Origin of the sequence: Aeromicrobium sp. A1-2 (assembly GCF_003443875.1) — a bacterium.
Lineage (GTDB): Bacteria > Actinomycetota > Actinomycetes > Propionibacteriales > Nocardioidaceae > Aeromicrobium.
The window spans coordinates 934,105-958,997 of sequence record NZ_CP027482.1 but is presented as its reverse complement, the minus strand read 5'-3'; the positions used below and the strand labels follow the sequence as shown (position 1 = coordinate 958,997).

General features: G+C 68.0%; 25 protein-coding genes. 6 read left to right on the top strand and 19 right to left on the bottom strand.

What is annotated here, in order from left to right; translation table 11 throughout:
- Window positions 1–53 precede the first annotated feature (53 nt).
- Both gltX and C6I20_RS04655 read right to left on the bottom strand, forming a co-directional pair.
- Entirely contained in the window at window positions 54–1,544 is a 1,491-nt protein-coding gene (gltX, locus tag C6I20_RS04660; RefSeq protein ID WP_118394901.1) for a glutamate--tRNA ligase, read from the bottom strand.
- The gene (locus C6I20_RS04655) at window positions 1,534–2,316 is read right to left on the bottom strand and encodes a fumarylacetoacetate hydrolase family protein (RefSeq protein ID WP_118394900.1); all 783 of its coding nucleotides are present in this window, start codon (window positions 2,314–2,316) and stop codon (window positions 1,534–1,536) included. Before C6I20_RS04655 ends, gltX begins: the two co-directional genes overlap by 11 nt.
- A gap of 124 nt (window positions 2,317–2,440) precedes the next feature.
- On the opposite strand from C6I20_RS04655, the gene C6I20_RS04650 reads away from it, so the two are divergent.
- On the top strand, window positions 2,441–3,310 hold the full coding sequence (locus C6I20_RS04650) for a hypothetical protein (protein WP_118394899.1): 870 nt from the start codon (window positions 2,441–2,443) through the stop codon (window positions 3,308–3,310).
- An 11-nt stretch (window positions 3,311–3,321) separates the two neighbouring features.
- Here C6I20_RS04650 and C6I20_RS04645 read toward each other — a convergent pair whose 3' ends face one another.
- The 9 genes from C6I20_RS04645 to C6I20_RS04600 all read right to left on the bottom strand — a co-directional run bounded on the left by C6I20_RS04645 (window position 3,322) and on the right by C6I20_RS04600 (window position 14,454).
- On the bottom strand, window positions 3,322–4,086 hold the full coding sequence (locus C6I20_RS04645; protein WP_118394898.1) for an isoprenyl transferase: 765 nt from the start codon (window positions 4,084–4,086) through the stop codon (window positions 3,322–3,324).
- The gene (gene recO / locus C6I20_RS04640; RefSeq protein ID WP_118394897.1) at window positions 4,086–4,814 is read right to left on the bottom strand and encodes a DNA repair protein RecO; all 729 of its coding nucleotides are present in this window, start codon (window positions 4,812–4,814) and stop codon (window positions 4,086–4,088) included. The genes C6I20_RS04645 and recO overlap by 1 nt, the downstream gene beginning before the upstream one ends.
- A gap of 69 nt (window positions 4,815–4,883) precedes the next feature.
- On the bottom strand, window positions 4,884–5,321 hold the full coding sequence (locus tag C6I20_RS04635) for a VOC family protein (protein WP_118394896.1): 438 nt from the start codon (window positions 5,319–5,321) through the stop codon (window positions 4,884–4,886).
- A gap of 57 nt (window positions 5,322–5,378) precedes the next feature.
- Window positions 5,379–6,884 (bottom strand): aldehyde dehydrogenase family protein, encoded by a 1,506-nt coding sequence (locus C6I20_RS04630; RefSeq protein WP_118394895.1) that lies wholly within the window; start codon window positions 6,882–6,884, stop codon window positions 5,379–5,381.
- Between the two features lies 1 nt (window position 6,885).
- Window positions 6,886–7,968: a saccharopine dehydrogenase family protein gene (locus C6I20_RS04625; RefSeq protein WP_118394894.1), complete on the bottom strand. Its 1,083-nt coding sequence runs from the start codon at window positions 7,966–7,968 to the stop codon at window positions 6,886–6,888.
- A gap of 122 nt (window positions 7,969–8,090) precedes the next feature.
- Window positions 8,091–9,821, bottom strand: a complete 1,731-nt coding sequence (leuA, locus tag C6I20_RS04620) for a 2-isopropylmalate synthase (RefSeq protein WP_118394893.1) — start codon at window positions 9,819–9,821, stop codon at window positions 8,091–8,093.
- 223 nt (window positions 9,822–10,044) lie between these two features.
- Entirely contained in the window at window positions 10,045–12,261 is a 2,217-nt protein-coding gene (locus tag C6I20_RS04610; RefSeq protein ID WP_118394891.1) for a DUF3488 and transglutaminase-like domain-containing protein, read from the bottom strand.
- Entirely contained in the window at window positions 12,248–13,510 is a 1,263-nt protein-coding gene (locus C6I20_RS04605; protein ID WP_162891124.1) for a DUF58 domain-containing protein, read from the bottom strand. Before C6I20_RS04605 ends, C6I20_RS04610 begins: the two co-directional genes overlap by 14 nt.
- A gap of 5 nt (window positions 13,511–13,515) precedes the next feature.
- Complete coding sequence (locus C6I20_RS04600) at window positions 13,516–14,454, bottom strand: MoxR family ATPase (RefSeq protein WP_118394889.1); 939 nt, start codon at window positions 14,452–14,454, stop codon at window positions 13,516–13,518.
- An 81-nt stretch (window positions 14,455–14,535) separates the two neighbouring features.
- Here C6I20_RS04600 and C6I20_RS04595 point away from each other — a divergent pair, with 81 nt between their 5' ends.
- Both C6I20_RS04595 and C6I20_RS04590 read left to right on the top strand, forming a co-directional pair.
- Window positions 14,536–15,021, top strand: a complete 486-nt coding sequence (locus C6I20_RS04595) for a flavodoxin family protein (RefSeq protein WP_118394888.1) — start codon at window positions 14,536–14,538, stop codon at window positions 15,019–15,021.
- A 42-nt stretch (window positions 15,022–15,063) separates the two neighbouring features.
- On the top strand, window positions 15,064–15,783 hold the full coding sequence (locus tag C6I20_RS04590; RefSeq protein WP_118394887.1) for a hypothetical protein: 720 nt from the start codon (window positions 15,064–15,066) through the stop codon (window positions 15,781–15,783).
- Between the two features lie 9 nt (window positions 15,784–15,792).
- Here C6I20_RS04590 and C6I20_RS04585 read toward each other — a convergent pair whose 3' ends face one another.
- Window positions 15,793–16,812, bottom strand: coding sequence for a PHP domain-containing protein (locus C6I20_RS04585; protein WP_118394886.1), 1,020 nt, complete (start codon window positions 16,810–16,812; stop codon window positions 15,793–15,795).
- A gap of 135 nt (window positions 16,813–16,947) precedes the next feature.
- Here C6I20_RS04585 and C6I20_RS04580 point away from each other — a divergent pair, with 135 nt between their 5' ends.
- The 3 genes from C6I20_RS04580 to C6I20_RS04570 are packed head-to-tail and all read left to right on the top strand — an operon-like array spanning window position 16,948 to window position 19,132.
- Window positions 16,948–18,555 (top strand): substrate-binding domain-containing protein, encoded by a 1,608-nt coding sequence (locus C6I20_RS04580; RefSeq protein WP_118394885.1) that lies wholly within the window; start codon window positions 16,948–16,950, stop codon window positions 18,553–18,555.
- Window positions 18,556–18,593: 38 nt separating this feature from the next.
- Window positions 18,594–18,860, top strand: coding sequence for an acylphosphatase (locus tag C6I20_RS04575; protein ID WP_174232941.1), 267 nt, complete (start codon window positions 18,594–18,596; stop codon window positions 18,858–18,860).
- 32 nt (window positions 18,861–18,892) lie between these two features.
- The gene (locus C6I20_RS04570) at window positions 18,893–19,132 is read left to right on the top strand and encodes a hypothetical protein (protein WP_162891123.1); all 240 of its coding nucleotides are present in this window, start codon (window positions 18,893–18,895) and stop codon (window positions 19,130–19,132) included.
- A 179-nt stretch (window positions 19,133–19,311) separates the two neighbouring features.
- On the opposite strand, the gene era is transcribed toward C6I20_RS04570, so the two are convergent.
- The 7 genes from era to dnaJ are packed head-to-tail and all read right to left on the bottom strand — an operon-like array spanning window position 19,312 to window position 24,861.
- Window positions 19,312–20,229: a GTPase Era gene (era, locus tag C6I20_RS04565; protein WP_118394883.1), complete on the bottom strand. Its 918-nt coding sequence runs from the start codon at window positions 20,227–20,229 to the stop codon at window positions 19,312–19,314.
- Window positions 20,226–20,564 carry a cytidine deaminase gene (locus C6I20_RS04560; RefSeq protein ID WP_174232940.1) on the bottom strand — a complete coding sequence of 113 codons (339 nt, stop codon included), beginning with the start codon at window positions 20,562–20,564 and terminating at the stop codon, window positions 20,226–20,228. Before C6I20_RS04560 ends, era begins: the two co-directional genes overlap by 4 nt.
- A complete protein-coding gene (locus C6I20_RS04555) occupies window positions 20,548–21,852 on the bottom strand; it encodes a hemolysin family protein (RefSeq protein WP_254052248.1) in 1,305 nt (434 codons plus the stop codon). The genes C6I20_RS04560 and C6I20_RS04555 overlap by 17 nt, the downstream gene beginning before the upstream one ends.
- A gap of 10 nt (window positions 21,853–21,862) precedes the next feature.
- Entirely contained in the window at window positions 21,863–22,339 is a 477-nt protein-coding gene (gene ybeY, locus C6I20_RS04550) for an rRNA maturation RNase YbeY (RefSeq protein ID WP_118394881.1), read from the bottom strand.
- Entirely contained in the window at window positions 22,317–23,312 is a 996-nt protein-coding gene (locus C6I20_RS04545; RefSeq protein WP_118394880.1) for a PhoH family protein, read from the bottom strand. The genes ybeY and C6I20_RS04545 overlap by 23 nt, the downstream gene beginning before the upstream one ends.
- 47 nt (window positions 23,313–23,359) lie before the next feature.
- Complete coding sequence (locus tag C6I20_RS04540; RefSeq protein ID WP_118394879.1) at window positions 23,360–23,713, bottom strand: HIT domain-containing protein; 354 nt, start codon at window positions 23,711–23,713, stop codon at window positions 23,360–23,362.
- Window positions 23,710–24,861, bottom strand: a complete 1,152-nt coding sequence (gene dnaJ / locus C6I20_RS04535; RefSeq protein ID WP_118394878.1) for a molecular chaperone DnaJ — start codon at window positions 24,859–24,861, stop codon at window positions 23,710–23,712. Before dnaJ ends, C6I20_RS04540 begins: the two co-directional genes overlap by 4 nt.
- Window positions 24,862–24,893: the final 32 nt, after the last annotated feature.

Below are 24,893 nucleotides of genomic sequence, written 5' to 3'. Positions count from 1 at the left end.
CGAGGTCACACTTTACCCGACGCCCCCGCTCGGATTCAAACCGGGAGGCCTCTTCACGCGCCGACCGCTGCTGCCAGCCTGGCCAACGAGACGTCGCGCCCGAGCAGCTCGAGCGACTCGAACAGCGGCGGAGAGATGCGACTGCCCGTGACCGCAACGCGAACCGGCCCGAACGCCAGCCGCGGCTTGAGGCCGAGACCGTCGATCAACGCTGTCCGCAGGGCAGCCTCGATCGCCTCGGTGGTCCAGTCGGTGACGCCCGCGAGGGCGCCGTGAGCCGCACGCGCGACGTCGATGCCCGCCTCGTTGAGATTCTTGGCCCGGTCGGTCTCATCGATCGAGAAGTCGGACTCCGCGATGAACAGGAAGCGCAGCATGTCGACGGCCTCGGTGAGCAAGGTCATACGTTCGTGCACCAACGGCGTCGCCGCCTCGAGTCGACGAAGCTGCTCGTTGGTCGGCTCCGCATCGATCAGGTCGGCGGCCTGGAAGTACGGCACCAGTCGCTCTCGCAGCTCCGCCTCGGGCAGCAGCCGGATGTGCGAGCCGTTGATGGCCTCAGCCTTCTTGATGTCGAAGCGGGCCGGATTGGGGTTGACCCGGCCGATCTCGAACGCCTCGACCATCTCGGGGATCGAGAACACGTCCCGGTCCTCGGCGATCGACCAGCCGAGGAGCGCCATGTAGTTGAGGAGCGCCTCGGGCAGGAAGCCCTTGGGCTTGTAGTCCAGCAGGTTGGACTCGGGATCGCGCTTGGACAGCTTGCGGTTGCCCTCACCCATGACGAACGGCAGGTGGCCGAACTCGGGGGTGAATCCCCCGCCGATTCCGATCTCGGCGAATGCCTCGTACAGAGCGATCTGCCGGGGTGTCGAGCTGAGCAGGTCCTCGCCGCGCAGGACGTGCGTGATGCCCATCATGGCGTCGTCTGTCGGGTTGGTCAGCGTGTAGAGCGGCTGGCCGTTGGCGCGCACCAGCACATAGTCCTGGACGTTGGCCGAGTCGAACGAGATCTCGCCCCGGACCAGGTCGGTGAACGTGTAGACGCGCTCGGGCATCTTGAACCGGATGACCGGCTCGCGACCCTCGGCCTCGTACGTCGCGATCTGCTCAGCGGTGAGGTCGCGGTGCAAACCGTCATAGCCGCTGGGCTTGCCGGCGGCTCGTGCTGCGTTGCGGCGCTGCTCCAGCTCTTCGGCGCTGTCGTACGCCTTGTAGGCGAAGCCCGCGTCGAGCAGCTGCTGCGCGACGTCGGCATAGATGTCCATGCGCTCGGACTGGCGGTAGGGACCGTTCGGGCCCCCGACCTCGGGGCCCTCGTCCCAGTCCAGACCCAACCAGTGCATGACCTCGACGAGCAGGGCGTAGGACTCCTCGTTGTCGCGCGACGTGTCGGTGTCCTCGATGCGGAAGACGAATCGGCCGGCGTTGTGGCGTGCGAACGCCCAGCTGAACAGGGCCGTGCGGGCCATGCCCACGTGCGGGTTGCCGGTCGGGGACGGGCAGAACCGCGCCACGACGGGACGAATCAGATCACTGCTCACGGCTCACCACGCTGTTCGTCAGGGTGCCGATGCCCTCGATGGTCACGCTGACGTCGTCACCAACTTGCATCGGACCGACACCCTCGGGGGTGCCGGTGAGGATGACGTCGCCCGGGAGCAGCGTCATGAACGACGAGACGTACTCGACGATGGCCGGCACTGTGAAGACCATGTCGGACGTGCGTCCGTCCTGCTTGATCTCGTCGTTGAGGCGGGTCGTGACCGCGACGTCGGACGGGTCGAAGTCCGTCTCAATCCACGGTCCGAGCGGGCAGAAGGTATCGAAGCCCTTGGCTCGCGCCCACTGGCCGTCCTTGGCCTGCAGGTCACGTGCCGTGACGTCGTTGCCGATCGTGTAGCCGAAGATGACCTTGGCAGCGTCCGCGGCGGAGATGTCGCGGCAGATGCGACCGATCACGACGGCGAGCTCGCCCTCGTAGTGCACGTCTTGGCTCTGGGTCGGGTAGAAGACTGGCTCGCCCGGCCCGATGACGCTGGTGTTGGGCTTGAGGAAGATCAGCGGCTCTGCCGGCACCTCGCCGCCCATCTCGGCGGCGTGCTTGGCGTAGTTCTTGCCGACGCACACGACCTTGCTGCGCGGGATGACCGGCGCGAGCAGACGCACGTCGGCGAGCGGGATCTTCTGGCCGCTGAGGTTGAGCCCTGCGTACAGGGGGTCCCCGTTCAGCACAGCGATGGTGGGGACACCATTGTCGTCCCCAATGACTCCGAAGCGGGGGTCGTCGTCACCCGCAAACCTGGCGATTCTCATATGCCCGCAGCCTATCGGTCCGCCCTACCTGCTCAGAGCGCCGCCGGTCCGGAGCCCGGCGGCGCCGGCACCGAATTCGCACGATCCGCTGCACTTCGAGATCTCCAGTCGTAGATTGGGATTCATGCGCTCGCAGGTGAGAGCCTCCCTGATCGCCGTGGTGGTCGCCACGATCACCGCCTGCGGATCAGGAGCCCCCCAGGCCGACGGCCCCACGCCGCCGGCGGGCCCCACGCTCTCCCAGGGTCCGGATCCGAACGCCAAGGCGATCCGTGAGTTCGACTTCTCGACCGCCAAGTGGTTCGACACCCCGCGGGACGAGTCGGTGACACTGGACGGCTCGAAGCCCGTCGGCACGATCGACCGCGGTCAGTACTCCCTCGGCGACAAGCCCATCGTGTACGGCGATGTCGATGCCGACGGGTTCGAGGACGCCATGGCGAACCTGACCCGGATCGAGGGCAACGGGCTCTCCCAGATCTGGTACGTCTGGCTGTGGGACGCAGACAAGGAAACTGCGGTCCAGGTACTCGACCCGATCGCCGAGACGGCACGCTGCGCGACCGTCGTCACGAAGGTCACCCCGGTCGAGGGCGCCTTCCGGGTCTCGGAGAAGCGCCTCGATCTGGCTGACATCGGCGCGTGCAGCGAGACCCCGCCCCACGACGTCACGCGGACCGTCTCGATCGTGGACGGCCGGCCCGTGCAGGCCGAGGGATATGGCGGCTACGGCGGGAACTGCCCACAACCTGGAGTCGGCGACGCTGATGCCTACCTGTTGGAGGACACCCGATTGTTCACCGGCCCGGACGACTCCACAACTGAGGTCACCGGCGAGGACATCTACTCGTACTACGGTCTGCCGCTCGGGGCGAGCAGCAGACTCAATTCCGATGACTGGGTCCTCGTCGGCTTCGGACCGAACGAGGACTCGGCCACGTTCGACGAGTACGGCCCCTACATCCCGTGCGCGTGGGCACAGAAGACCGGCTGATCCCCGGGGACCTAGGCCGAGCCGTAGCGCCGGTTGCGCGCGGCGTACTCCTCGATCGCGACCCACAGCGCTCGTCGGTCGACATCGGGCCAGGCGATGTCAGAGAACACCATCTCGGCGTAGGCCGACTGCCACAGCAGGAAGTTGCTGGTGCGCTGCTCCCCTGACGTCCGCCAGAACAGGTCGACGTCCTCCATGTCGGGCTCGTCAAGGTAGCGGGCGAAGGTCTTCTCGGTGATCTTGTCGGGATTGACCCGGCCGGCGGCGACGTCGCGGGCCAGGGCTGCGGCGGCATCGGCAATCTCGGCGCGACCGCCGTAGTTGACGCACATCGTCAGCGTCAGCACGTCGTTGTCCTGGGTCAGCTCCTCGGCGGTCTCGAGCTCCTTGATGACGCTGCGCCACAGGCGAGGGCGGCGACCCGCCCAGCGCACGCGCACCCCGAGCTCGTGCATCTCGTCGCGCCGCCGCCGGATCACATCACGGTTGAAGCCCATCAGGAAACGCACCTCATCGGGTGAGCGTTTCCAGTTCTCGGTCGAGAACGCGTAGGCCGAGATGGCCTTGACGCCGATCTCGATGCCGCCCTCGACGACGTCGAACAAGGCCGCCTCGCCCATCTCGTGACCGGCGGTGCGCGGGAGCCCGCGCTGCTTGGCCCATCGTCCGTTGCCGTCCATGACGATCGCGACATGGCGCGGGACCTGATCGATCGGGATGTTCGGCGGGGTCGCTCCCGAGGAGTGCGGGACCGGCTGGCGTACGTCGCGCTTCATCAGCGGTCCACGTGGGTCAGGGACCGCAGTCCGCGCTCAAGATGCCAGGACAGATAGGCGCTGACGACGCTGCTGGCCTCACGGCGGGAACGGTCGTCCGACGCACCGACCGACGCCCAGTCACCGCTGAGCAGGCCGGCGAGGAGCGTCACGGTGAACGGCGACGGGGCCGCGGAGCCGGCGACCCGGCAGTCGTCGCACAGCATGCCACCGGATGCGGCGTGGAAGTTGCGGTGCGGGCCCTCGGCAGCGCAGCGGGCGCAGCCGTCGAACGTTGGCGCGTAGCCCGCGATCGACAGCGCCCTGAGCTGATAGGAGTCCAGGATCAGGCTCGGTGTCATGCGTCCCTCCGTGAGCGCGCGCAGGGCCCCGACGAGCAGCTGGAGCTGCGGCACGGCCGGCTCGCCGTCCTCGGTCACGAGCCGCTCGGCGGTCTCCAGCATCGCGGTGCCGGCGGTGTAGGCCGCGTAGTTGGCGCCGAGATCCTTCGCGAACGCGTTGACCGTCTCGGCCTGCGTGATGATGTCGAGCGATCGCCCCTCGGCCAGCTGGAGGTCGACGTGCATGAACGGCTCGAGCCGTCCGCCGAATCGTGATGTCGTCTTGCGGACGCCCTTGGCGACGGCTCGCACCAGGCCACGGTCACGGGTGAGCAACGTGATGATGCGATCGGCTTCGCCGAGCTTGTGGACACGCAGCACGATGCCGGTGTCGCGGTAGAGGCTCACCCGCCCATTGTGCCGTGTGGGTCTGACGTATGTGCCGCACGGCGCGCCCTGAGCGCCCAGGTCCGCTGATCAGTCGAGGCAGAACTCGTTGCCCTCTGGATCCAGCATCGTGATGAAGCCGTACTCCATCGGCGGTGCGGGCTCGACCCGGTAGGCGCGGGTGGCACCGAGGGACGCGAGTCGCGTGGCCTCGGCCTCCAGCGCCTCCATGCGGACATCACCCTCGAGTCCGGCCGCGACGCGGAGGTCGAGGTGTAGCCGGTTCTTGGCCACCTTGCCCTCAGGGACTCGTTGGAAGAACAGCCGTGGCCCCTCACCATCGACAGGCAGGATCGCCGAGCGGGAGTTCCAGTCCTCCGGTGGCACTCCGAAGGCCTCCAGCGCGGCGTCCCACGAGTCGAAGCTGCGGGGCGGCGCCTGCACCGCATAGTCGAGCGCAGCAGCCCAGAACTCCGCCAGGGCGGCCGGGTCGGCGCAGTCGAACGTCACCTGAAATTCTCTGCTCATGGGGCCAGCATGCATCCGTCCGCCGACACAACCGGCCGATCCCGACGCCGCGGCGCGTCAGCCGAACTCGACACCCTGTGCCAACGGCAGCTCGGTCGAGTAGTTGACGGTGTTGGTCGAGCGACGCATGTACGCACGCCACGCGTCCGAGCCCGACTCGCGCCCCCCGCCAGTCTCCTTCTCGCCGCCGAAGGCGCCCCCGATCTCAGCGCCCGAGGGGCCGATGTTGACGTTGGCGATGCCGCAGTCCGAGCCGACGACCGACATGAACAGCTCGGCCTCACGCACGTCGAGGGTGAAGATCGACGACGACAGGCCCTGGGCGACCTCGTTGTGCAGCACCATCGCCTCGGCGAAGTCGGTGTACGTCAACACGTACAGCAGTGGCGCGAACGTCTCGGCCCTGACGATCTCGGTCTGCTGGGGCATGTCGACGATCGCCGGGTGGACGTAGAAGCCATCTCCGTAGACCGCGGCCTGGGTGCCGCCGGTCACGACGTCACCGCCGTCGGCCTGCGCCTGCTTGATCGCAGCGCCGAAGGCGTCGAACGCGCTCTGGTCGACCAGTGGGCCCACCAGCGTCGTGGGCTCAAGCGGCGAGCCGATCGGCAACGTCTCGTACGCGGCCTTCAGCCTCGCCACGAGGTCGTCCTTGATCGACTCGTGCACGATGATCCGGCGCAGCGAGGTGCAGCGTTGCCCCGCAGTGCCGACCGCGGAGAACACGATGCCGCGGACCGCGAGGTCCAGGTCGGCCGACGGGGCAACGATCGCGGCGTTGTTGCCACCGAGCTCGAGCAGAGTGCGGCCGAGCCGGGCAGCGACGCGTGGTGCGACCTCCTTGCCCATCCGGGTCGAGCCGGTCGCCGACACCAGCGGCACGCGCGGGTCGTCGACCAGCGCCGCGCCGACCGTGCGGTCGCCGATCAGCACCGCCGACAGCCCCTCGGGCACGCCAGCGCGACGGCCGGCCTCGGTGGCCAGCGCCTGGCAACCCAGTGCGGTCAGCAGGGTCTTCTCAGACGGCTTCCACACCACGGCGTCACCGCACACGAACGCGAGTGCGGCGTTCCACGACCACACCGCAACCGGGAAGTTGAACGCCGAGATGACGCCGATGACCCCGAGCGGGTGCCACTGCTCCATCATGCGGTGACCAGGACGTTCCGTCGCGATCGTCAGGCCGTGCAGCTGGCGCGACAGACCGACCGCGAGATCGCAGATGTCGATCATCTCCTGCACCTCGCCGAGGCCCTCGGACACGATCTTCCCGGCCTCGATCGAGACCAGGGCACCCAGATCGTCCTTGTGCTCACGCAACAGCTCTCCGAGCTCACGGACGAACTGTCCGCGGACCGGGGCCGGGACGCTGCGCCACTGCTCGAACGCCGCCTGGGCCCGGCCGATCATGTCGGCGGCCTCGTCGGCGGTGTGCGACCGCAGCCGGCCCAGCTCGCTCCCGTCGATCGGCGAGCGGCTGACCAGGTCACCATCGGTGACGAAGGGGTTGCCGGCACCGAGCCGGTCGAGGATGTCCTGTGCGCGGTTGGCGATGTCAGTCATGTCAGACCTCTCCCTGCTCGGCGAAGTGGCGTCCTGCCTGGGTGGAGAACAGCTGCTCGAGCGCGATGTCTTCCTGCTTGATGAAACCGCTCTGCGCGAGCATGCCGTCCGCGACGAGCTCGACGACGCTGACCGCCGAGGCGGCCGTGGTCCACGAGATCGCCCGCCAGACCCGGCCGGCGATCTCCAGGGGCTTGTAGGCGCGCACGTGGTTCTCACGGAACGGGTGACCGTTCTTGCGACCCTCGACCGCCGCGTGGATGAACACGACGTCGTCGTTGACCGGAGGCTTCGCGTCGACCAGCATCCGGCCGACCAGCTCGCGCTCGTCGCGCAGGTTGAGCTCGTCGAACAGGAAGTGCATCTGGTCGAAATGTCCGGGATAGCGCAACGTCTTGTAGTCGAGGCGGTGCACCTGGCCCTCGTACGTCTCGCACATCGTGCCGAGCCCACCGGAGGTCAGCGCCGCCTCGAGCTCGATGCCACCGATGAACACGCGCTCCTTCTCAGTCATGGCCGGCACCATCTGCCGGTTGCCCGAGCGCAACACTTCACAATCGTTGAGGTACTCGTTGACGACGCCCTCGGGTGACCAGTTGATGGCGTAGCCGAGCAGCCCCGTGGGGTTCTGTGGGAGGGCGCCGACCTTGAGCTCGATCGACCGGATCTCGTCGAAGGTCTTGGCGATCGAGGCGCCGATGATGCCGATCAGGCCCGGCGCGAGACCGCACTGCGGGGCGAAGGCCGCGCCCTGCTTCTGGCCGGCCAGTTCGATGACCCGGTTGGTCGTCGGCACGTCCTCGGTCAGGTCGAAGTAGTGCGTCCCAGCGTCGGACGCGGCCTCGGCCACGTCAATGTTGAGGTAGTACGGCAGGCATGACACGACCGCATCGACGCCGCGCAGCGACTCACGCAGGGCCGCAGTGTCCTGCACGTCGAGCGGCTTGACCTCGAATCCGAGATCGTCGCGGGGAGCTGCGTCGTAGCCGACGACCTTGAACCCCGACTCGCCCAGCATGACGGCGACAAGCTCGCCGACCTTGCCAAGACCGAACACTGCGACCTGATTGATGATGCGCGCCACGAATCCTCCTCACGCCGCGGCGGATCGCACCGCGGGCAACCATGCGCCGAGGGTGTTCGGCGTCACACTGAGGCTATCGCAACAACGGCCGATTACTGTACCGGCCAGTACAGTAATTTCGCTCAGACCGGGATGGTCTCGGCAATGGCCCGGTTGGCCGCGGAGACCACGGCGCGCAGCGAGGCGGTCACGATGTTCTCGTGGATGCCCACTCCCCACACGGTCTCGCCGGCCACGTCGCACTCGATGTACGCGGCAGCGACCGCGTCGCCACCCGATGACAGCGCGTGCTCGGAGTAGTCCAGCAGCCGGATGTCGGCTCCGGCCTGGCGCAGGCTGTCGATGAAGGCCGCGACAGGGCCGTTGCCAGCACCCTTGAACTCCTGCACCCGCCCGCGGACCTGCAGCGCGACGAGCTGCTCGTCCCCACCGTCGGCCGAGGTCACCGAGCTGTAGCTCTGCAGCGAGTACGGGGACTCGCGCTCGAGGTACTCGCGTCGGAACGCGGCCCAGATCGCGCTGGGCTCGATCTCCCCGGCCTCGCCCTCGGTGAGTCCCTGCACGACCTGGCTGAACTCGATCTGCAGTCGACGGGGCAGGTCGAGCTGGTGGTCGTTCTTGAGAATGTACGCGACGCCACCCTTGCCGGACTGGCTGTTAACCCGGATGACGGCCTCGTAGGAGCGGCCGACGTCGCGCGGGTCGATCGGCAGGTACGGCACGGCCCACGGCATGTCGTCGACAGGCTTGCCCGCCGCCGCCGCGTCGATCGCCATGTGCTCGAAGCCCTTCTTGATGGCGTCCTGGTGCGAGCCGCTGAAGGCCGTGTAGACCAGGTCGCCGCCGTACGGGTGCCGCTCGGGCACCGGCAGCTCGTTGCAGTACTCGACGGTGCGGCGGATCTCGTCGATGTCGTGGAAGTCGATCTGTGGGTCGACGCCCTGGCTGAACAGGTTGAGACCCAAGGTCACGAGGCACACGTTCCCGGTGCGCTCACCGTTGCCGAACAGGCAGCCCTCGATACGGTCGGCGCCGGCCAGGTAGCCCAGCTCCGCCGCGGCGACACCGGTCCCCCGGTCGTTGTGCGGGTGCAGTGACAGGACGATGCTGTCGCGACGCGGCAGGTTGCGGTGCATCCACTCGATCGAGTCGGCGTAGACGTTGGGAACGGCCATCTCGACCGTCGCCGGCAGGTTGATGATCAGCGGCCACTCGGGGGTCGGGTCGATGACGTCGATGACCCGGCTGCAGATCTCCAGCGCGTAGTCCAGCTCGGTGCCGGTGTAGGACTCCGGGGAGTACTCGTACGAGATCCTGGTGTCCGGCGTGTGGATCTCGGCGTACTTCATGCACAGCCGCGCACCCTGCGTCGCGATGTCGGTGATGCCATCCTTGTCCAGGCCGAACACGACGCGTCGCTGCAGGGTCGACGTCGAGTTGTAGAAGTGGACGATGGCCTGCTTGGCGCCCACCAGCGACTCGAAGGTGCGGTCGATCAGGGGCTCGCGGCACTGCGTCAGCACCTGGATCACGACGTCGTCGGGGATCAGGTTGCCCTCGATGAGCTGGCGGACGAAGTCGAAGTCGGTCTGGCTCGCGCTCGGGAAGCCGACCTCGATCTCCTTGTAGCCCATGCGCACCAGCAGCTGGAACATTGCGAGCTTGCGGGCCGGGGTCATGGGATCGATCAGCGCCTGGTTGCCGTCGCGCAGGTCGACCGCACACCATCGCGGGGCCTCGGTGATGGTCTTGGCGGGCCACGTGCGGTCAGGCAGATCGACCGGCACGAATGGCAGGTAGCGCTGGAACGACATACCGCTGGGCTGCTGCGGCGTGCTGGCGTAGGGTTTCATCGGACTTCCTCTGGGTTTGTCTGGCTGATGTTGCGGCCGGTGCGTGACAAACTCCGCGCCGAGGGGTCCGACCTAGAGGACCTCGGCGCGGCAGAGAAGGAGCAGGCTCTGGTTCCGCATGATGGTTCGTACTTTATCAGCATGAGCAATCGTCGGGCGCCGGGTTCGTACGTTGAGCCGAAGGAGCAGTTCGACCGCGACACGAGCTAGATCCCTGACCGGATCACCCGGTCCGCCCCACGACGTCCGTCGCGAGTGGTGCAGGCGCAGCGTGCGACCGACGGCCGGCGAGCGAACGTGGAAGCAGGGTGGCCCGCCATCGTTGCCGGGCCGACGCTCCGGCCCGCAGCGAGGCGATGACGATCCGGAGGTCGCCGGCACCGTCCCCGTCCACTCCGGAGCTGCGCGCGAAGCGGGCCCGTTCGATCCGGTCGAGCAAGCGGTCCAGCGCCTCGTGGTCCACGCCGGACCGATCGTGCAATCGTCGGCTGAAGCCGCGGGGGGTGTCGGCGACCGAGAACCGGACACCGAGGTCGATAGCGGTGTCCTCGAGCTCGCGCCAGAGCGGGTCGACCTCCGCCCGGGCGAGCCGCCAGCGCCGGCGCGCGCCCCGGATGAGCGCCGGTGCGCTCATCAGGACGATCAGCCCGGCCAAGGTCGTCAGCGCAGTGCGAGGAGCGGTCCGCGAGGCCTCCGAGGTCGTGGGGGCAGCTGCGACGGCGTCGTTCTCGCCTCGGACCGACGGGCGGTCGACGGGCGGGGCATCCTCCGAGCTCACGTCGGAGGATGGCACCCCCGGCTCGACGAACCCCGGAGTCGAACCGACGCCCGGCGTCGGCTCGAACCTGACCCAGCCCACGCCCGTGAAGTAGATCTCGGTCCAGGCATGCAGGTCGTCGGAGGTCACCTCGTAGACGTTGCGGTCGTCTCGGACCCCGGTCACTGTGCCCGGCGCGTATCCCACCGCGATGCGTGAGGGGATGTCGAGCGTCCTCGCCATCACGGCCATCGCCGAGGAGAAGTGCACGCAGTAGCCCGCGCGTCTCTGCAGGAACTCCGCGATGACTTCGACACCGTTGCCGTCGTAGCCGTCGGCGACCGGGGCGGTCTCGGAGTAGGTGAACGCGCCGTTGCGGAGGAAGTTCTGCAGGGCGATGACCTTGTCGTACTGGTTTGTGGCGTCCGCAGTGACCTCACGGGCGGTCTCCTCGATCGCGGCGGGGATCTTGTCGGGCAGCTTGACCTCTTCTTGCAGCTGCAGGCCGATGTCGGTCCTGATCGCCCGCATCTGCTGCGCTGTGGGCTGGATGTCCAGGCTCGTGACGGAGTACGTCTGACCACGGGTGTCGCTGTCGGTCGAGCCCATCGTCAACCCGAATCTCTCGCGTGACCATGTGCCCTCGAGCCCGGCGACCTCGTACAGCGGATAGGGAACCGGCAGCATCGTGGTGCGCAGCTGCCGGATCGCGATCGTGGTCAACGCCTTCTCGGTCTTGATCCCGTCCTTGACCGCGAACTCCCCCTCGGCGGCGTCGAACCGCTTGGTCGAACCCGGTTTCCAGGTCCTGCCGGTGAAGTCCCGCAGCGTCGCGACCTTGAGGTACGGCGCTTCGGAAAGTCCCGTCGTGTAGGTCAGTGCCGTCGCGGTGCCGTTGCGGCGCAGGTTCTGCCCCAGCTCCAGCATCGGGTTGATGCCCCGACCGAACACCGCCGGCGGCGGCTTGCCCCACGACGTCGCGACCGCGCTGACGTCGGGCGAGAGGATCGGGAAGGCGACCGCGGCCGCCAACGCGGCGCTTCCCAGCACGAGAGCGGGCCCACGGCCGCGCTGCGCGAGCGAACCGCCGAGCGCCGTGCGCGACCGCAGGATCACCAGCCAGAGCGCCGCAACCGTCGCGAACAACCAGACCGATGGCGTGTCGCCGGAGATCAGCGCCGGCGTCACGAACACCGCGAGCAGCAGAGCCCCGACCGTCGCAGCTGCCCGCCGACGCGCCAGCAGCGAGTCGGCCACGACGACCAGCAGCCCGAACGAGCTGGCCATGACCAGCACGACCGGCTCGGCGGCAACCACCGGAGCCTGCTCGCCCACGATGATGGTCTTCGCCGCCGACGCGAGACTGCCGAGCCCCTGGAAGGTGTCGAGAGTCGGCACGATGACGATCAGGGTGTCCGGGACGAAGACCCACGCGAGTGCGAGCAGCTCGACCACGATCGCGATCGGTGCAACCCAGCGCACGCTGACAGCGCGCAGCACGGCGCAGGTCAGGCCCGTGAGCATGGCGACCAGGATCGTCGTGATCCACCAGTCGTTGCCGCTGATCACGGAGCGGAAACCCGAGAGCAGCACCGCGAAGGCGATCGCGATGATGACATGGTCGAGCCACGTGTCACGGTTGGTCCGCGTCGTGCGACGCGTCGAGGGATCAGCCCGCAGCATGGGTCCGCGTCCCGTCGAGCTCGGCCCATGCGGCGCTGACGTCGTCCTTGGGTCGATATCTCACGACCCTCCAGCGGGCACCGTCGAGCACGTCCAGGGCGTCAGGCGGGGTGCCGGCCGAGACGAACGCCAGGACGGTGCGAGTCGTCGCGAGGTGCGTGACCCAGTGTTGGGCCCGCTCGACGCTCAGGTGACCCAGCACGACGAAGGCCGTGCGCTCGGGCGCGATCCGATGCTCGTGGTCCTGCTCCTGCGGCTCGACGACGGCGAGATCGGCCATCGCGTCCTCGACGGTGTCCTGACCCTCGGCGACAAACCGCTCGATCGCCGGGCCGCTTGACTGCAGAATCGTGACGTAACCGGCCTTCACCAGATGAGCTGTGATCGATGCGGTGGCCACGACGCACCACTCGAACGATGCGGAGTGCTCCCACACGCCCTGGCGGTCGCGGGCCGTGCCTTGCGAACGGGGGTCGCAGTCGAGGATGACCGCCGCGCGCGGTGTCAGCTGCTGCTCCTCCTGACGGACCATGAGCTCACCGCGGTGGGCCGTCGCCTTCCAGTGCAAACGCTTCATGGCATCGCCGGGGAGGTAGCTGCGTGCGATCACGTCGTCCTCACCCAGCCCGACGTGCTGAGGAGCGGGCCGGGTTGCCCCATCATCACTGGTGCCACGAGGCGCGATGGGTCGCAGCTCGACACAGCGTGGCAGTACCGTCAGGGACTCCGGCGCACCGAAGCTGTGCCGGCGGTAGACCAGCCCGAACGGATCCAGCACGTTGACCCGGAGTGGTCCGACGGGATGCAGCCCGCGCCGGGTGCCCTGCAGACCGTACGAGAAGCTCACCCGTGTGTCCGCCCCGCGGCTGCCTGTCATTGCAGGAAGGACCCCTTCGGCATCGCCCGAGATGCCCCGCGGGAGAACATCGCTCCAACGCGCTTCCAGGCACGGCAGCAACGACAAGTTGGTGATACGCACCGTGGCTCGCGACGCCTGCCCGGGCCGCACGACCTGGGGGTTGAAGGAACGCTCGATGCGCACCCGCGAGTGGCCCACGAAGACGAACAGTCCGGACAGCAGGACCAGAGCGAGCAGCAGTCCCGTCACGTACAGGAGTGCCGGGAGGGACAGCGCCGGCGCTGCCGCGAAGCTCACGACCCCGACGACCAGGAAGCCCACCCCGCGGGGGGTCAGTACGACCGAGCTCGCAGCGCCCCGGAGGCGGCTGGGCTGCTGGTCGGCGGTCATCACGCTCAGCTCGGCTGGACCGCACCGGCCGGGACGGGCGTCTCGGCGACGATGCGGTCCACGATGTCCTCGACGCTTGCCGCGCCTCGCATCGGGATGAGTCGGTGCGGCAGCACGACCGGCACCAAGGCGTCGATGTCGTCCGGAAGGACGTAGTCGCGGCCCTGCACCGCCGCCCGGGCCTTGGCGGCGCGCACCAGCTGCAAGGTGGCGCGCGGGCTGGCACCCAGCCGCAGATCCGCATCGGCGCGGGTCGCCTGGGCGATGTCGACGGCGTACTGCTCGACCGACGGCGAGACGTAGATCGCCCGGGCGAACGCGATCATCGCCTGCACGTCTTCGATCGACGCGACGGACTCGAGGTCGTCGAACGGGTTTTCGGCGTCGCGGCCCCGCACCATCGCAAGCTCTGCCCGCGCATCGGGATAACCCATCGAGATTCGCGCCATGAAGCGATCCCGCTGGGCCTCGGGCAGGGCATAGGTGCCCTCCATCTCGAACGGGTTCTGGGTCGCCACGACCGAGAATGGGCTGGCCAGGACGTACGTCGTGCCGTCGACCGTGACCTGCCGCTCCTCCATCGCCTCGAGCAGCGCCGACTGCGTCTTGGGCGAGGCACGGTTGATCTCGTCACCGATCACGATATTGGCGAACACCGCGCCGGGCTTGAACTCGAACTCGCGGTCGACCTGGTTGTAGACCGAGACGCCCGTGATGTCCGACGGCAGGAGGTCAGGAGTGAACTGGATCCGCCGCACCGAGCAGCTGACCGAGCGACCGAGGGCCTTGGCGAGGACCGTCTTGCCGACGCCAGGCACGTCCTCGATGAGCAGGTGCCCCTCGGCGAGGAACACGACCAGCGCGGCCTCGGCTGCCTCGGGCTTGCCGTCGATGACCTTCTCGATGTTGCCGAGAATGGCGCGTGCGACTCTCTCGAACTCCATATGTGATGGTAAGCACATCGGGTCAAACCCGCAGTCACGAATTCTGAGAGTTCACGTCCCCTTGGTGGCTACGTTGGTGTCATGCCCTGGCTCCTGATCGTCCACCACTCCCCCACGGCCGCGACGCAGCGCCTGACCGAGGCCGTCGTCGCAGGAGCTTCCGATGACGCAATCCTGGGCGTCGAGGTCGTCGTGCGTCCCGCCCTCGAGGTCCGGCCCGACGATGTCCACACGGCGGACGGATTCCTGCTCGGCACGAGCGCCAACTTCGGCTACATGTCCGGCGCGCTCAAGCACTTCTTCGACTCGCACTTCCTGCAGATGGGTGGCTCACTGTCCGACGACGGTTCTGCGGGGAGCGGATCGGGCGGCAAGAAGCCGTACGGGTTGTGGGTGCATGGACGCTACGACACGACCGGAGCCGTCAGGTCGGTGCAGTCGATCATCGGTGCGCTGCCATGGACCCAGTCCGCGTCCGTCCTGGAGGTCATGGGCGATGTGGAGCAGCCGGATCTCGACGCGGCGTACGAGCTCGGCGGCACCGTCGCCGCCCTGCTGATGGCGTGACTGTACGTCGCACTCCTTGGCCCGCCGGGAGATGATCGAGTCGTGAACGTTCCCGATGCACTCCCGACACTCGCCGCCGGTTCCCACGACGCGGACCATGGCGAGGCGTGCGTCATGGAGTACGTCTCGCTGCTCGCCGGCGAGGACTGGAGCGACCGCCCCGAGTGCACTCACCCCCTGCTGGCCCACGAGGCACGCACGACGAACGACCTGCTGCGCGACAGCGACCGCACCCGCCTGGTCCCGCTGATCGGGCGCCTGTTCGGTACGACCGAGGACACGCCGGCACTCCGTGCCAGGCTCCGCATGGCCCAGACCCGTCAGGTCATCGCCCTGCTGGAGCCCGGCGCCCGGGGGCACGCCCTGGCTGCCGTCGCCCGGGCCGAGGAGTGGATCGACCGCGAGAGCACGGACGACGACGTTCGCGCGGCCTTCGCCGAGGCTGTTTCGTTCCCGCTGGTCACGGGCGAGCTCGATGCCGATCACCTCGCATTCCACGACGGCGCCTCGCGGATGTTCCCGTTCGTGCTGTCCCCCGAGCTCGAGGCCGCCGAGGCGTACGCGCTCACTGCACTCGTGATCGCCCACCGCATCGCGGCCTCCGGCGAGTGTCGCGCCGACTGCGGTAACGAACCGGCTCGCGCCCGCCGCATGGTCAAGGACCTCGCCGCGCTGGTCGACGTGTACGACGCGGTCACCGGCCGGGCCGCGCAGGAGGTCTCCGCCGCCCAGATCCGCGAGCTCGCTGACAGCCTCGCCTGACCAACCGGGTCAACGCTTGGCGTGCGACCACGCCAGCAGGCGGTCTACGGGCCAGGTCGTCACGATGCGGGAGGCTGGCACGCCGCTGGCCGTGGCCCGCTCGGCGCCGTAGTCCAGGAAGTCCAGCTGCCCCGGCGCGTGCGCATCGGTGTCGATCGCGAACATGCAGTCGAAGTCCAACGCCATCTCGATCAGCCGGCTCGGCGGGTCCTGCCGTTCGGGCCGGGAGTTGATCTCGACCGCGACATCGAACTGCTGGCAGGCCGCAAACACGATCTCCGGGTCAAACTGCGATTCGTCCCGCCTGCCGCGCGAGCCCGCGACGAGCCGCCCGGTGCAGTGTCCGAGCACGTTGGTGAAGGGATTGCTGATCGCAGTCACCATGCGGCGGGTCATAACGTCGCGATCCATCGCGAGCTTGGAGTGCACGCTGGCGACCACGACGTCGAGCCGCTCGAGCATCTGCTCGGTCTGGTCCAACCCGCCGTTGTCGAGAATGTCGACCTCGATGCCACTCAGCAGCCTGAAGTCGTCGTGCTCGGCATCGACCGTGGCCACGACCTCGAGCTGCTCCGCGAGCCGCTCGGCGGACAGCCCATTGGCGATCGTCAGCCTCGGCGAGTGGTCGGTCAGCACCTGGTACTCCCTCCCCCTCCACACCGCGGCGCGTGCCATCTCGTGGATCGACGAACCACCGTCCGACCAGTCCGAGTGACTGTGCAGATCGCCACGGAGCTGTGCCCGTAGGTCCGTCCCGCCGGTTGCCAACGGCGACGCGCCACGCTCTCGCAGATCGAGGAGATAGTCCGGCACCTCGCCCCGCGCGGTTTGCGCCATGACGCCGAACGTGCGGTCCCCGATTCCCTTCACCCGGCGGAGCCTGCCATCGGCCACCTGCTCGACGATCTGCTCAGCGGTCAGATCCTCGATCGCGGACGCCGCCCGGCGGAAGGCATCGACGCGATACGTCGTGGCCTGCTCACGTTCGAGCCAGAACCCGATCTCTCGCAGCGCTTCGCGCGCATCCATGCTCCGACCTCCATGCTGCTATCCCGGCAATTATGATTCGGTGCACCATTGAAACTGGCACACTGGACGGCACACAACGAACGATTCGGGCGGCGGACCACAAGTCATCGCTGCTCACTTCTAGGGGGAAGTCCCATGAGTGGGGTCCATCGAGCGCACCAGCATCGTAGATCCAAGCGTGGACTGGCGCTGGCCTTGGCTGCGCTCCTGTTCGTCGCATTGTCGTTCGGCGCGGTGTCGGCCTTCCGTGCACTGAGCGGTGGGTGCGCCAACAGTTCGGAGATGACTGTCGCGGTCGATCCAGCTCTCGCGCCAGTCGTCGACCGGCTCGTCGCGCTGCAGTCAGCATCCGACCTGGACTGCACAGATCTCGCCGTGGAGGCCGTACCCAGCGCCGCGGCCCTGGCCGCGGTCTCGGGAGGCAAGGCCCCCGCACTCTGGATCCCGGACTCGAGCCTGTGGCTGTACCGACTCGGCAAGGCGACCGCCCAGTCTCCCGACATCGTGAGCGAGTCGATCGCGACGACCCCGGTGGTTGCGATCGGTGCCCAGGGTGATCAACCAGAGGTGGACACCTGGCTCGACGTCCTCCGCACGAAGGGACTCGGGTTGGGAGATCCCCTCACCAGCAGCGTCTCGGCAGCCCCGATCATCGGCAGCCTCGCCGTTGCGCAGGCGGAAAGCTCGGACACCAAGGTCGTCACCGCCGCCATGGTGCCGATCGCGCAGGCCCAGCTCTCCTCCGACCCGGAGACGAGCCAGGGAAAGCGGATCGACGAGGTCATGGCCGATGGCGGCACCGCCGTTGTCACCGAACAGGCCGTCGTGTCGCAACCGTCAGGTGCGGTGTCGACCGCGGTGCCCAAGGACGGCTCAGTGTTCCTCGACTTCCCGATGGCCGTCACCGAACCGTCGAGCGGTGACCACCCCGCTGCGCGCAGGGTCGGCAAGCTCCTGGCCGCGGTGCTCTCGTCCTCCGAGGCGCAGGCGGAGCTGTCCTCTACCGGCTTCCGCCTTCCCAACGGCGCGCCGCTGGACGATGACCGCGGTGTCGGCAAGGTCGCGAAGCTCGCGCCAGCCGACCTGTCCGCCGTCAGTGACGCGCTCACGACCTTCGCCCGACTTGCGTTGCCGATCCGCGCCCTGGCCGTCGACGACGTCTCGGGGTCGATGGCGTTTCCTGCCGGCAGCACGACCCGGATGGCCCTGACGATCAAGGCGAGCGAGACCGGGCTCGGCCTGTTTCCCGGCAAGGCACAGCTGGGCCTGTGGTCCTTCTCGACCAAGCTGGACGGCAACAAGGACTACAAGGCGCTCGTCAAGATTCGTCGGATGGACGCCGAGGTGGGTGACACGACGCAACGCGAGATCGTCCTCAAGGCCGCTCGATCCCTCAAGCCCAAGGTCGGCGGTGGCACGGGGCTGTACGACACGACGCTCGCGGCCTACCGCGAGGTCAAGAAGGCGTACGACCCGAAGGCCATCAACAGCGTCATCCTGCTGACCGACGGGGCCAATGACGACCCCGGCAGCATCTCGCTGAAATCGCTGCTGACCACGCTGAAGGAGGAGTTCGACCCGACGCGACCCGTGATCATCGTGACGATCGGCATCACGGCGGATGCCGACGCCGCCGTGCTCAAGCAGATCTCGGAGGCAACCGGAGGCACAAGCTACATCGCCCGCACGCCCGCGGACATCGCGAACGTCTTCGTCACGGCGCTGCAGAACCGGGCCGGCTGACGTGACCCGCCCACTTCGACCCGCCGGCGGGTGACCACGTGATCCGTCGACGCGTCGTGGTGCGTGGGACGGTCCAAGGCGTCTTCTTCCGGGCCTCCTGCCAGCAGGAGGCCCGCAGGCACCGGGTCTCCGGCTGGGTCTCCAATCGACCAGACGGCTCGGTCGAGGCGGTTTTCGAGGGTGACGCCTCGGCGGTCGAGCACCTGGTCGAGTGGTGCCGGACAGGCCCGCCGCGAGCCGTGGTCGAGAGCATCCAGGTGACCGAGGAGGAGCCCGCGGGATTCTCGGGCTTCGACGAGCAATGAGGCACGTCCGAGGCTCGGCGTAGGCTTGAATCGTGGGGCGTGTGCAGGCGGTCTTCTCCAACCAGACCGAGGCAAACCGGGCTGCGTGGGCAACCGGTGACATCACGACCGGGCAGGCCGGCATCGTCGCGCGCGCCGTGGCCGAGCTGCCGGACGGGATCGGCGCGGAGGAGCGCGCCGACGGTCAGCAGATCCTGCTCGGGCGTGCCACCATCCTGGCGACCGACGACCTCAGGCACGCACGGCTACTCGTTGGGCGTTTTGCGAGCTGATCGAGCATCTGCCGGCCAGGGCGCTCCCCCACGCCGGAGGGCTCCCGGCGACCGTCACGATCGGCAACGGCGCCCTGTTCCGCCTCGTGCACCACCACCTGCTGCACGATGGCGACTGCCACGCCCGGCACACCCAGCTTCAACCCCGCGCCGCCTGAACACGCCGACGTCGGTCCGCGTCAGAAGCCGAGCTTGCGCAGCTGCTTGGGATCGCGCTGCCACTCCTTGGCGACCTTGACGTGCAGGTCCAGGAACACCGGCGTTCCGAGCAGCTTCTCGATCTGCGACCGGGAGTCGGTACCGATCTCGCGCAGCCGGGCCCCCTGCTTACCGATGATGATGCCCTTCTGGCTGTCCCGCTCGACGTAGACGTTGACCCGTACGTCGATCAGCGGCTTGTCCGCAGGCCGACCCTCGCGCGGCACCATCTCGTCGACCACGACGGCGATGGAGTGCGGGAGCTCGTCGCGCACGCCCTCGAGCGCCGCCTCGCGGATGATCTCGGCGATCAGCGTCTCCTCCGGCTCGTCGGTCAGCTGACCCTCGGGGTACAGCGCCGGCCCCGGGGGCAGCGTGCCGACCAGAAGATCGGCGAGCAGGTCGACCTGGTCGTTGGCCACCGCAGACACGGGGATGATCTCCTGCCACTGCAGGCCCAGGTCGATGCCGGCCTGCTGGACGGCGATGAGGTGATCGCGGAGCTTCTCGGGCTTGACCAGGTCGGTCTTGGTCACGATCGCGAAGACCGGCTTGCGGCGGATCTGCGCGAGCTCACGGATCAGGAACTTGTCACCCTCGCCGACCGACTCGTTGGCCGGCAAGCACATGCCGATCGTGTCGACCTCGGACCAGGTGGAGCGAACCACCGCGTTGAGCCGCTCGCCCAGCAAGGTGTGCGGCTTGTGCAACCCCGGCGTGTCGATCAGGATCAGCTGGGCATCCTCGCGGTTGACGAGCCCGCGGATCGCGTGGCGGGTCGTCTGCGGCTTGGACGAGGTGATCGCGATCTTGCCACCGACCAGCGCATTGGTCAGCGTCGACTTGCCGGCATTGGGGCGGCCGACGAAGCAGGCGAACCCTGACTTGAACTCGCTCATGTCGTCCCCACCCGGACGACGTCGCCGGCTGGGTCGGCGATGAAGACGTTGACGCCGCCGCCTGAGAGGTCGCGCACTGCGGTGCCGCGGACGATCGGCTCGGGGTGGCGGTCGGCCACGAGCGCCGCAGCCTCGATGCCGGTCGCACCGGACGAGACCGCCATCGCCACGGCGAGGTCGAGGGCGTCGATCTTGACCGACGGCAGCTCGACGGTCGAGGCGGCATACGTACGGCCGTCCTGGTCGCGCACCGCCGCGCCGTGCCGCGCGCCAGTGCGGGCCCGCGATGCGCGGGCCAACGTCACGAGCTTGGCGTCCTCAGGAGTGATGTCCATGATCGGAACCTTTCGATGGGGCAACAGTGTGGACGTCGAGCCGGCTCACCAGGACACGACCGATGCGATTGCGTCGGCCGGACGGGCCCTCGGCCTCGAACCGTAGACCCTCCAGCTCGATGACGCTTCCGCGGATCGGGACCTTGCCGAGATGCTTGGCCATCAGTCCACCGACCGAGTCGACATCCTCGTCGTCGATCGGGATGTCGAACAGGTCCTCGAGGTCGTCGACCTCGAACCGGGAGCTGACTCGCCACGATCCGTCGACGAGCTGTTCGCTCTCCTCGGGCTCGGTGTCGTACTCGTCGGTGATCTCGCCGACGATCTCCTCGACGATGTCCTCGATCGTGACCATCCCGGAGGTGCCACCGAACTCGTCGACGACAATCGCGACGTGCGTGCGCTGGGCCTGCATCTCCTTGAGGAGGTCGTCAGCGTGCTTGGTGTCCGGGATGAAAAGGCACGGCCGAGCGATCGACTCAATCCGCTCGGTGGTCTCGGCCACATGGTTGTCGAAAACGCGCTTGGTGATGTCCTTGAGGTACGCCATGCCGATGACGTCGTCGAGGTTTTCCCCCACGACCGGCATGCGGGAGTAGCCGCTGCGCAGGGCCAGGGACATCGCCTGGCGCAGAGTCTTATGGCGCTCGACGAACACCAGGTCGGTGCGCGGCACCATGACCTCACGGACGATCGTGTCGCCCAGCTCGAAGACCGACTGCAGCATCTTGCCCTCGTCGGACTCGATGACCGAGCTCGCCGCAGCGAGATCGACGAGCTCGCGCACCTCGACCTCAGAAGCGAAGGGGCCCTCACGGAATCCCTTGCCCGGGGTGACGGCGTTGCCGAGCAGTATCAGCACCAGCGGGATCGGGCCGAGCAACGTCCGCAGACCGATGACCGGCAACGCCGAGGCCAGGGCGATCGACTCGGCGTGCTGCCGGCCGAGTGTGCGCGGCCCCACACCGATCAGGACGAAGCTGACGACGACCATGATCCCCACCGCAATGCTGAATCGCGCCCACAGCCCGTCGACGTGGTCGGCGACGAACAGCGCGACCAGCACGATGCTGGAGGTCTCGGCGAGCACGCGCACGAGCAGGACCGAGTTGAGGTAGGGCGCGGGGTCCGCGAGGATCCGCGCGAGTCGGCCTGCGCCGCTTCGGCCCTCGTCCTCGAGCTCCTCGGCGCGGGCCTTGGAGAACGCCGAGATCGCGGCATCGACGCTCGCCAGGGTGCCAGCGACCAGCGCAAGCAGGACCGAGCCCATGATCGGGATCCAGCTCATCATCGGCCCGTCACGGTTGCTCGGGGTCGTGGCCCTCGGCCGCCTGCTGCCACTCCAGCAGCAGTCGGCCCTGGAGACCGAACATCTCCTGGTGCTCCTCGGGTTCGGCGTGGTCGTAGCCCAGGAGGTGCAGGATGCCGTGCACCGTCAGCAGGTCGACCTCGTCCTGCGTGGCATGCCCTGCTGCGGGCGCCTGCTGCTCGGCGACCTGGGGACACAGCGCGATGTCACCCAGATAGCCCTCAGGGCTCTCGACGCCGTCTCGCCCGGGCGTCAGCTCGTCCATCGGGAAGGACAGCACATCGGTCGGCCCGACCTTGCCCATCCACTGCTCGTTGAGGACCGCGATCGTGTCGGGATCGACCAGGCGCACGGTCAGCTCGGTCGCCGGGTGCAGGCGCATGCGGCGCATCGTGAAGCGGCACAACCGGGTCAGGCCGACGACGTCCACGTCGGCCCCGGACTCATTGAGAACGTCGACGTTCATGGCTGTCTGCACCCGCCTCGAACTCGTCGTAGGCAGCAACGATGCGCCCGACGAGCTTGTGCCGGACGACGTCGGAGGCCGTCAGACGAGAGAAGTGGATGTCGAGGACGTCGTCGAGGATGTCCTGGACGACCCGCAGGCCGCTCTTGGTGCTCGACGGCAGGTCGACCTGGGTGACGTCGCCGGTCACGACGATCTTCGAGCCGAAGCCCAGGCGGGTCAGGAACATCTTCATCTGCTCCTGCGTCGTGTTCTGCGCCTCGTCGAGGATGATGAACGCATCGTTGAGCGTGCGACCGCGCATGTACGCCAGCGGTGCGACCTCGATGACGCCCGATGTCAGCAGCTTGGGGATCGTCTCAGGATCGATCATGTCGTGGAGCGCGTCGTACAGCGGCCGCAGATAGGGATCGATCTTCTCGCCGAGGGTGCCGGGCAGGAAGCCCAGGTGCTCGCCGGCCTCGACCGCGGGCCGGGTCAGGATGATGCGGGTGACTTCCTTGGCCTGCAGGGCCTGGACCGCCTTGGCCATCGCCAGGTAGGTCTTGCCCGTGCCGGCCGGGCCGATCCCGAACACGATCGTGTGATTGTCGATCGCGTCGACGTAGCGCTTCTGGTTGACCGTCTTGGGTCGGATCGTACGGCCGCGGTTCGACAGGATGTTGAGGCTCAGCACTTCGGCGGGCTTCTCCTCGGTCTCGGCGCGCAGCATCGTGATGCTCCGCTCGACGGTCTCGCGGGTCAGGTTCTGGCCCGTACGCACGATCGTCACGAGCTCGTCGAGCAGCCGCTCGACCAGTGCGGCCTCGGCCGGCGAGCCGGTCACCGTGATGGTGTTACCGCGGGCGTGGATGCGTGCCTCGAAGGAGTCCTCGATCAGACGCAGGAAATCATCGGCCGGGCCGAGCAGGGCAACTGCCGGAACGCTCGACGGGATCTCGAAGGCGTGAGCAGGCGTGGTGTCATCAGTCATGTGGTCTCAATCGTACGCAATTGCCGCGTCGGCGCGCTAATTCCCGATCACCCGGGTGGCCATCCGAGGCCACGCCCGGCCAGGACGTGCGCGTGGCAGTGGAACACCGTCTGGTGCGCATCCGCACCGGTGTTGAACACGAGCCGGTACGAGCCGTTGCCCGCTCCCTCGGCGATCTGCTTGGCCTCGGAGAGCAGAGCGATCGTCGCTTCGGCGTCCGCGGCCGCAAGCGTGCCGATGTCCGGCTCGTGCCGACGCGGGATGACCAGGACGTGCGTCGGCGCCTGCGGGTCGAGGTCACGGAAGGCAACGGTGTGCTCGGTCTCGGACACGATCTCCGCAGGGATGTCACCCGCGACGATCTTGCAGAACAGGCAGTCCGGGTCAGTGGTCAGACTCATTTGAACGCATCCTTCAGCTTACCGAAGACACCTTTGTGATTGCTCGCGATCAGCGCCTCGGGGCGCTCCTCCTCGCGCAGCTTGGCCAGCTGCTCCAGGAGGCTGCGCTGCTCCTCGTCCAGGCGGCCGGGCGTCTCGACCACGACCTGCACCTTGAGGTCGCCACGGCCGGGACCGCGCAGCCGAGGTACACCGAATCCCTTGATCGTGAGGGTGTCGCCGGACTGCGTGCCGGGCGTGACGTCCAGCTCGACCTGGGTCGTGCCCTCCTCGGGCTCGGGCAGATCGGCCTCGAGCGTCGGCAGGTCCAGGTGCGTGCCGAGCGCCGCCGCCGTCATCGGCAGGGTGATCTGGCAGAAGAGCTGATCGCCCTTGCGCTGGAACACCGGGTGGCGGGCGACGTTGATCTCGAGGTACAGGTCCCCGGCCGGACCACCGCCGGGCCCGACCTCGCCCTCGCCGGTCAGCTGGATGCGGGTGCCCTGGTCGACACCGGCCGGGATCGTGACCGAGATGGTGCGGCGTGACCGCACGCGACCCTCACCCGCGCACTCGGGGCACGGATCGGGAATGACCGAGCCGAAGCCGTGGCAGGTCGGGCAGGGTCGTGACGTGCGGATGTCGCCGAGCAGGGATCGCTGGACGTGCTGCACGTCGCCGTGCCCGTGACACGTGCGACACGTGACCGGCTCGGAGCCGTTGGCCGCCCCACTGCCCTCGCAAGTCGTGCAGGCCACGGCGGTGTCGACCTTGATCTCGTGGGTAGCGCCGAATGCAGCCTCGGCGAGGTCGACATCGAGCCGCAGCAGGGCATCCTGCCCACGCTGCGAGCGGGACCGCGGACCGCGACCGGCGTTCTGGCCGAAGAAGGCGTCCATGATGTCGTCGAAGTTGAAGCCCTGGTTGCCGAAGCCACCGCCACCCCCGTTGTTGCTCAACGGGTCGCCACCGCGGTCGTACGTCGAGCGCTTCTGCGGGTCCGAGAGCACTTCGTAGGCGATCGTGACGTCCTTGAAGCGGTCCGAGGCATCCGCTGCGTCGTTGACGTCGGGGTGCAGCTGGCGCGCGAGCTTGCGGTACGCCTTTTTGATCTCGTCAGCGCCAGCGTCGCGCCCGACGCCGAGTGTTGCGTAGAAGTCCTGTGCCATAAGTCCTAGGTGCCCTTAATCAAGTCGAGTGA

Bases quoted from the DNA above. Each gene is read 5' to 3' on its own strand.
- C6I20_RS04655 (WP_118394900.1), bottom strand. From the start codon at position 2,316: ATGAGAATCGCCAGGTTTGCGGGTGACGACGACCCCCGCTTCGGAGTC.
- C6I20_RS04650 (WP_118394899.1), top strand. From the start codon at position 2,441: ATGCGCTCGCAGGTGAGAGCCTCCCTGATCGCCGTGGTGGTCGCCACG.
- C6I20_RS04645 (WP_118394898.1), bottom strand. From the start codon at position 4,086: ATGAAGCGCGACGTACGCCAGCCGGTCCCGCACTCCTCGGGAGCGACC.
- C6I20_RS04635 (WP_118394896.1), bottom strand. From the start codon at position 5,321: ATGAGCAGAGAATTTCAGGTGACGTTCGACTGCGCCGACCCGGCCGCC.
- C6I20_RS04630 (WP_118394895.1), bottom strand. From the start codon at position 6,884: ATGACTGACATCGCCAACCGCGCACAGGACATCCTCGACCGGCTCGGT.
- leuA (WP_118394893.1), bottom strand. From the start codon at position 9,821: ATGAAACCCTACGCCAGCACGCCGCAGCAGCCCAGCGGTATGTCGTTC.
- C6I20_RS04610 (WP_118394891.1), bottom strand. From the start codon at position 12,261: ATGCTGCGGGCTGATCCCTCGACGCGTCGCACGACGCGGACCAACCGT.
- C6I20_RS04605 (WP_162891124.1), bottom strand. From the start codon at position 13,510: ATGACCGCCGACCAGCAGCCCAGCCGCCTCCGGGGCGCTGCGAGCTCG.
- C6I20_RS04600 (WP_118394889.1), bottom strand. From the start codon at position 14,454: ATGGAGTTCGAGAGAGTCGCACGCGCCATTCTCGGCAACATCGAGAAG.
- C6I20_RS04595 (WP_118394888.1), top strand. From the start codon at position 14,536: ATGCCCTGGCTCCTGATCGTCCACCACTCCCCCACGGCCGCGACGCAG.
- C6I20_RS04585 (WP_118394886.1), bottom strand. From the start codon at position 16,812: ATGGATGCGCGCGAAGCGCTGCGAGAGATCGGGTTCTGGCTCGAACGT.
- C6I20_RS04580 (WP_118394885.1), top strand. From the start codon at position 16,948: ATGAGTGGGGTCCATCGAGCGCACCAGCATCGTAGATCCAAGCGTGGA.
- era (WP_118394883.1), bottom strand. From the start codon at position 20,229: ATGAGCGAGTTCAAGTCAGGGTTCGCCTGCTTCGTCGGCCGCCCCAAT.
- C6I20_RS04560 (WP_174232940.1), bottom strand. From the start codon at position 20,564: ATGGACATCACTCCTGAGGACGCCAAGCTCGTGACGTTGGCCCGCGCA.
- C6I20_RS04555 (WP_254052248.1), bottom strand. From the start codon at position 21,852: ATGAGCTGGATCCCGATCATGGGCTCGGTCCTGCTTGCGCTGGTCGCT.
- ybeY (WP_118394881.1), bottom strand. From the start codon at position 22,339: ATGAACGTCGACGTTCTCAATGAGTCCGGGGCCGACGTGGACGTCGTC.
- C6I20_RS04545 (WP_118394880.1), bottom strand. From the start codon at position 23,312: ATGACTGATGACACCACGCCTGCTCACGCCTTCGAGATCCCGTCGAGC.
- C6I20_RS04540 (WP_118394879.1), bottom strand. From the start codon at position 23,713: ATGAGTCTGACCACTGACCCGGACTGCCTGTTCTGCAAGATCGTCGCG.
- dnaJ (WP_118394878.1), bottom strand. From the start codon at position 24,861: ATGGCACAGGACTTCTACGCAACACTCGGCGTCGGGCGCGACGCTGGC.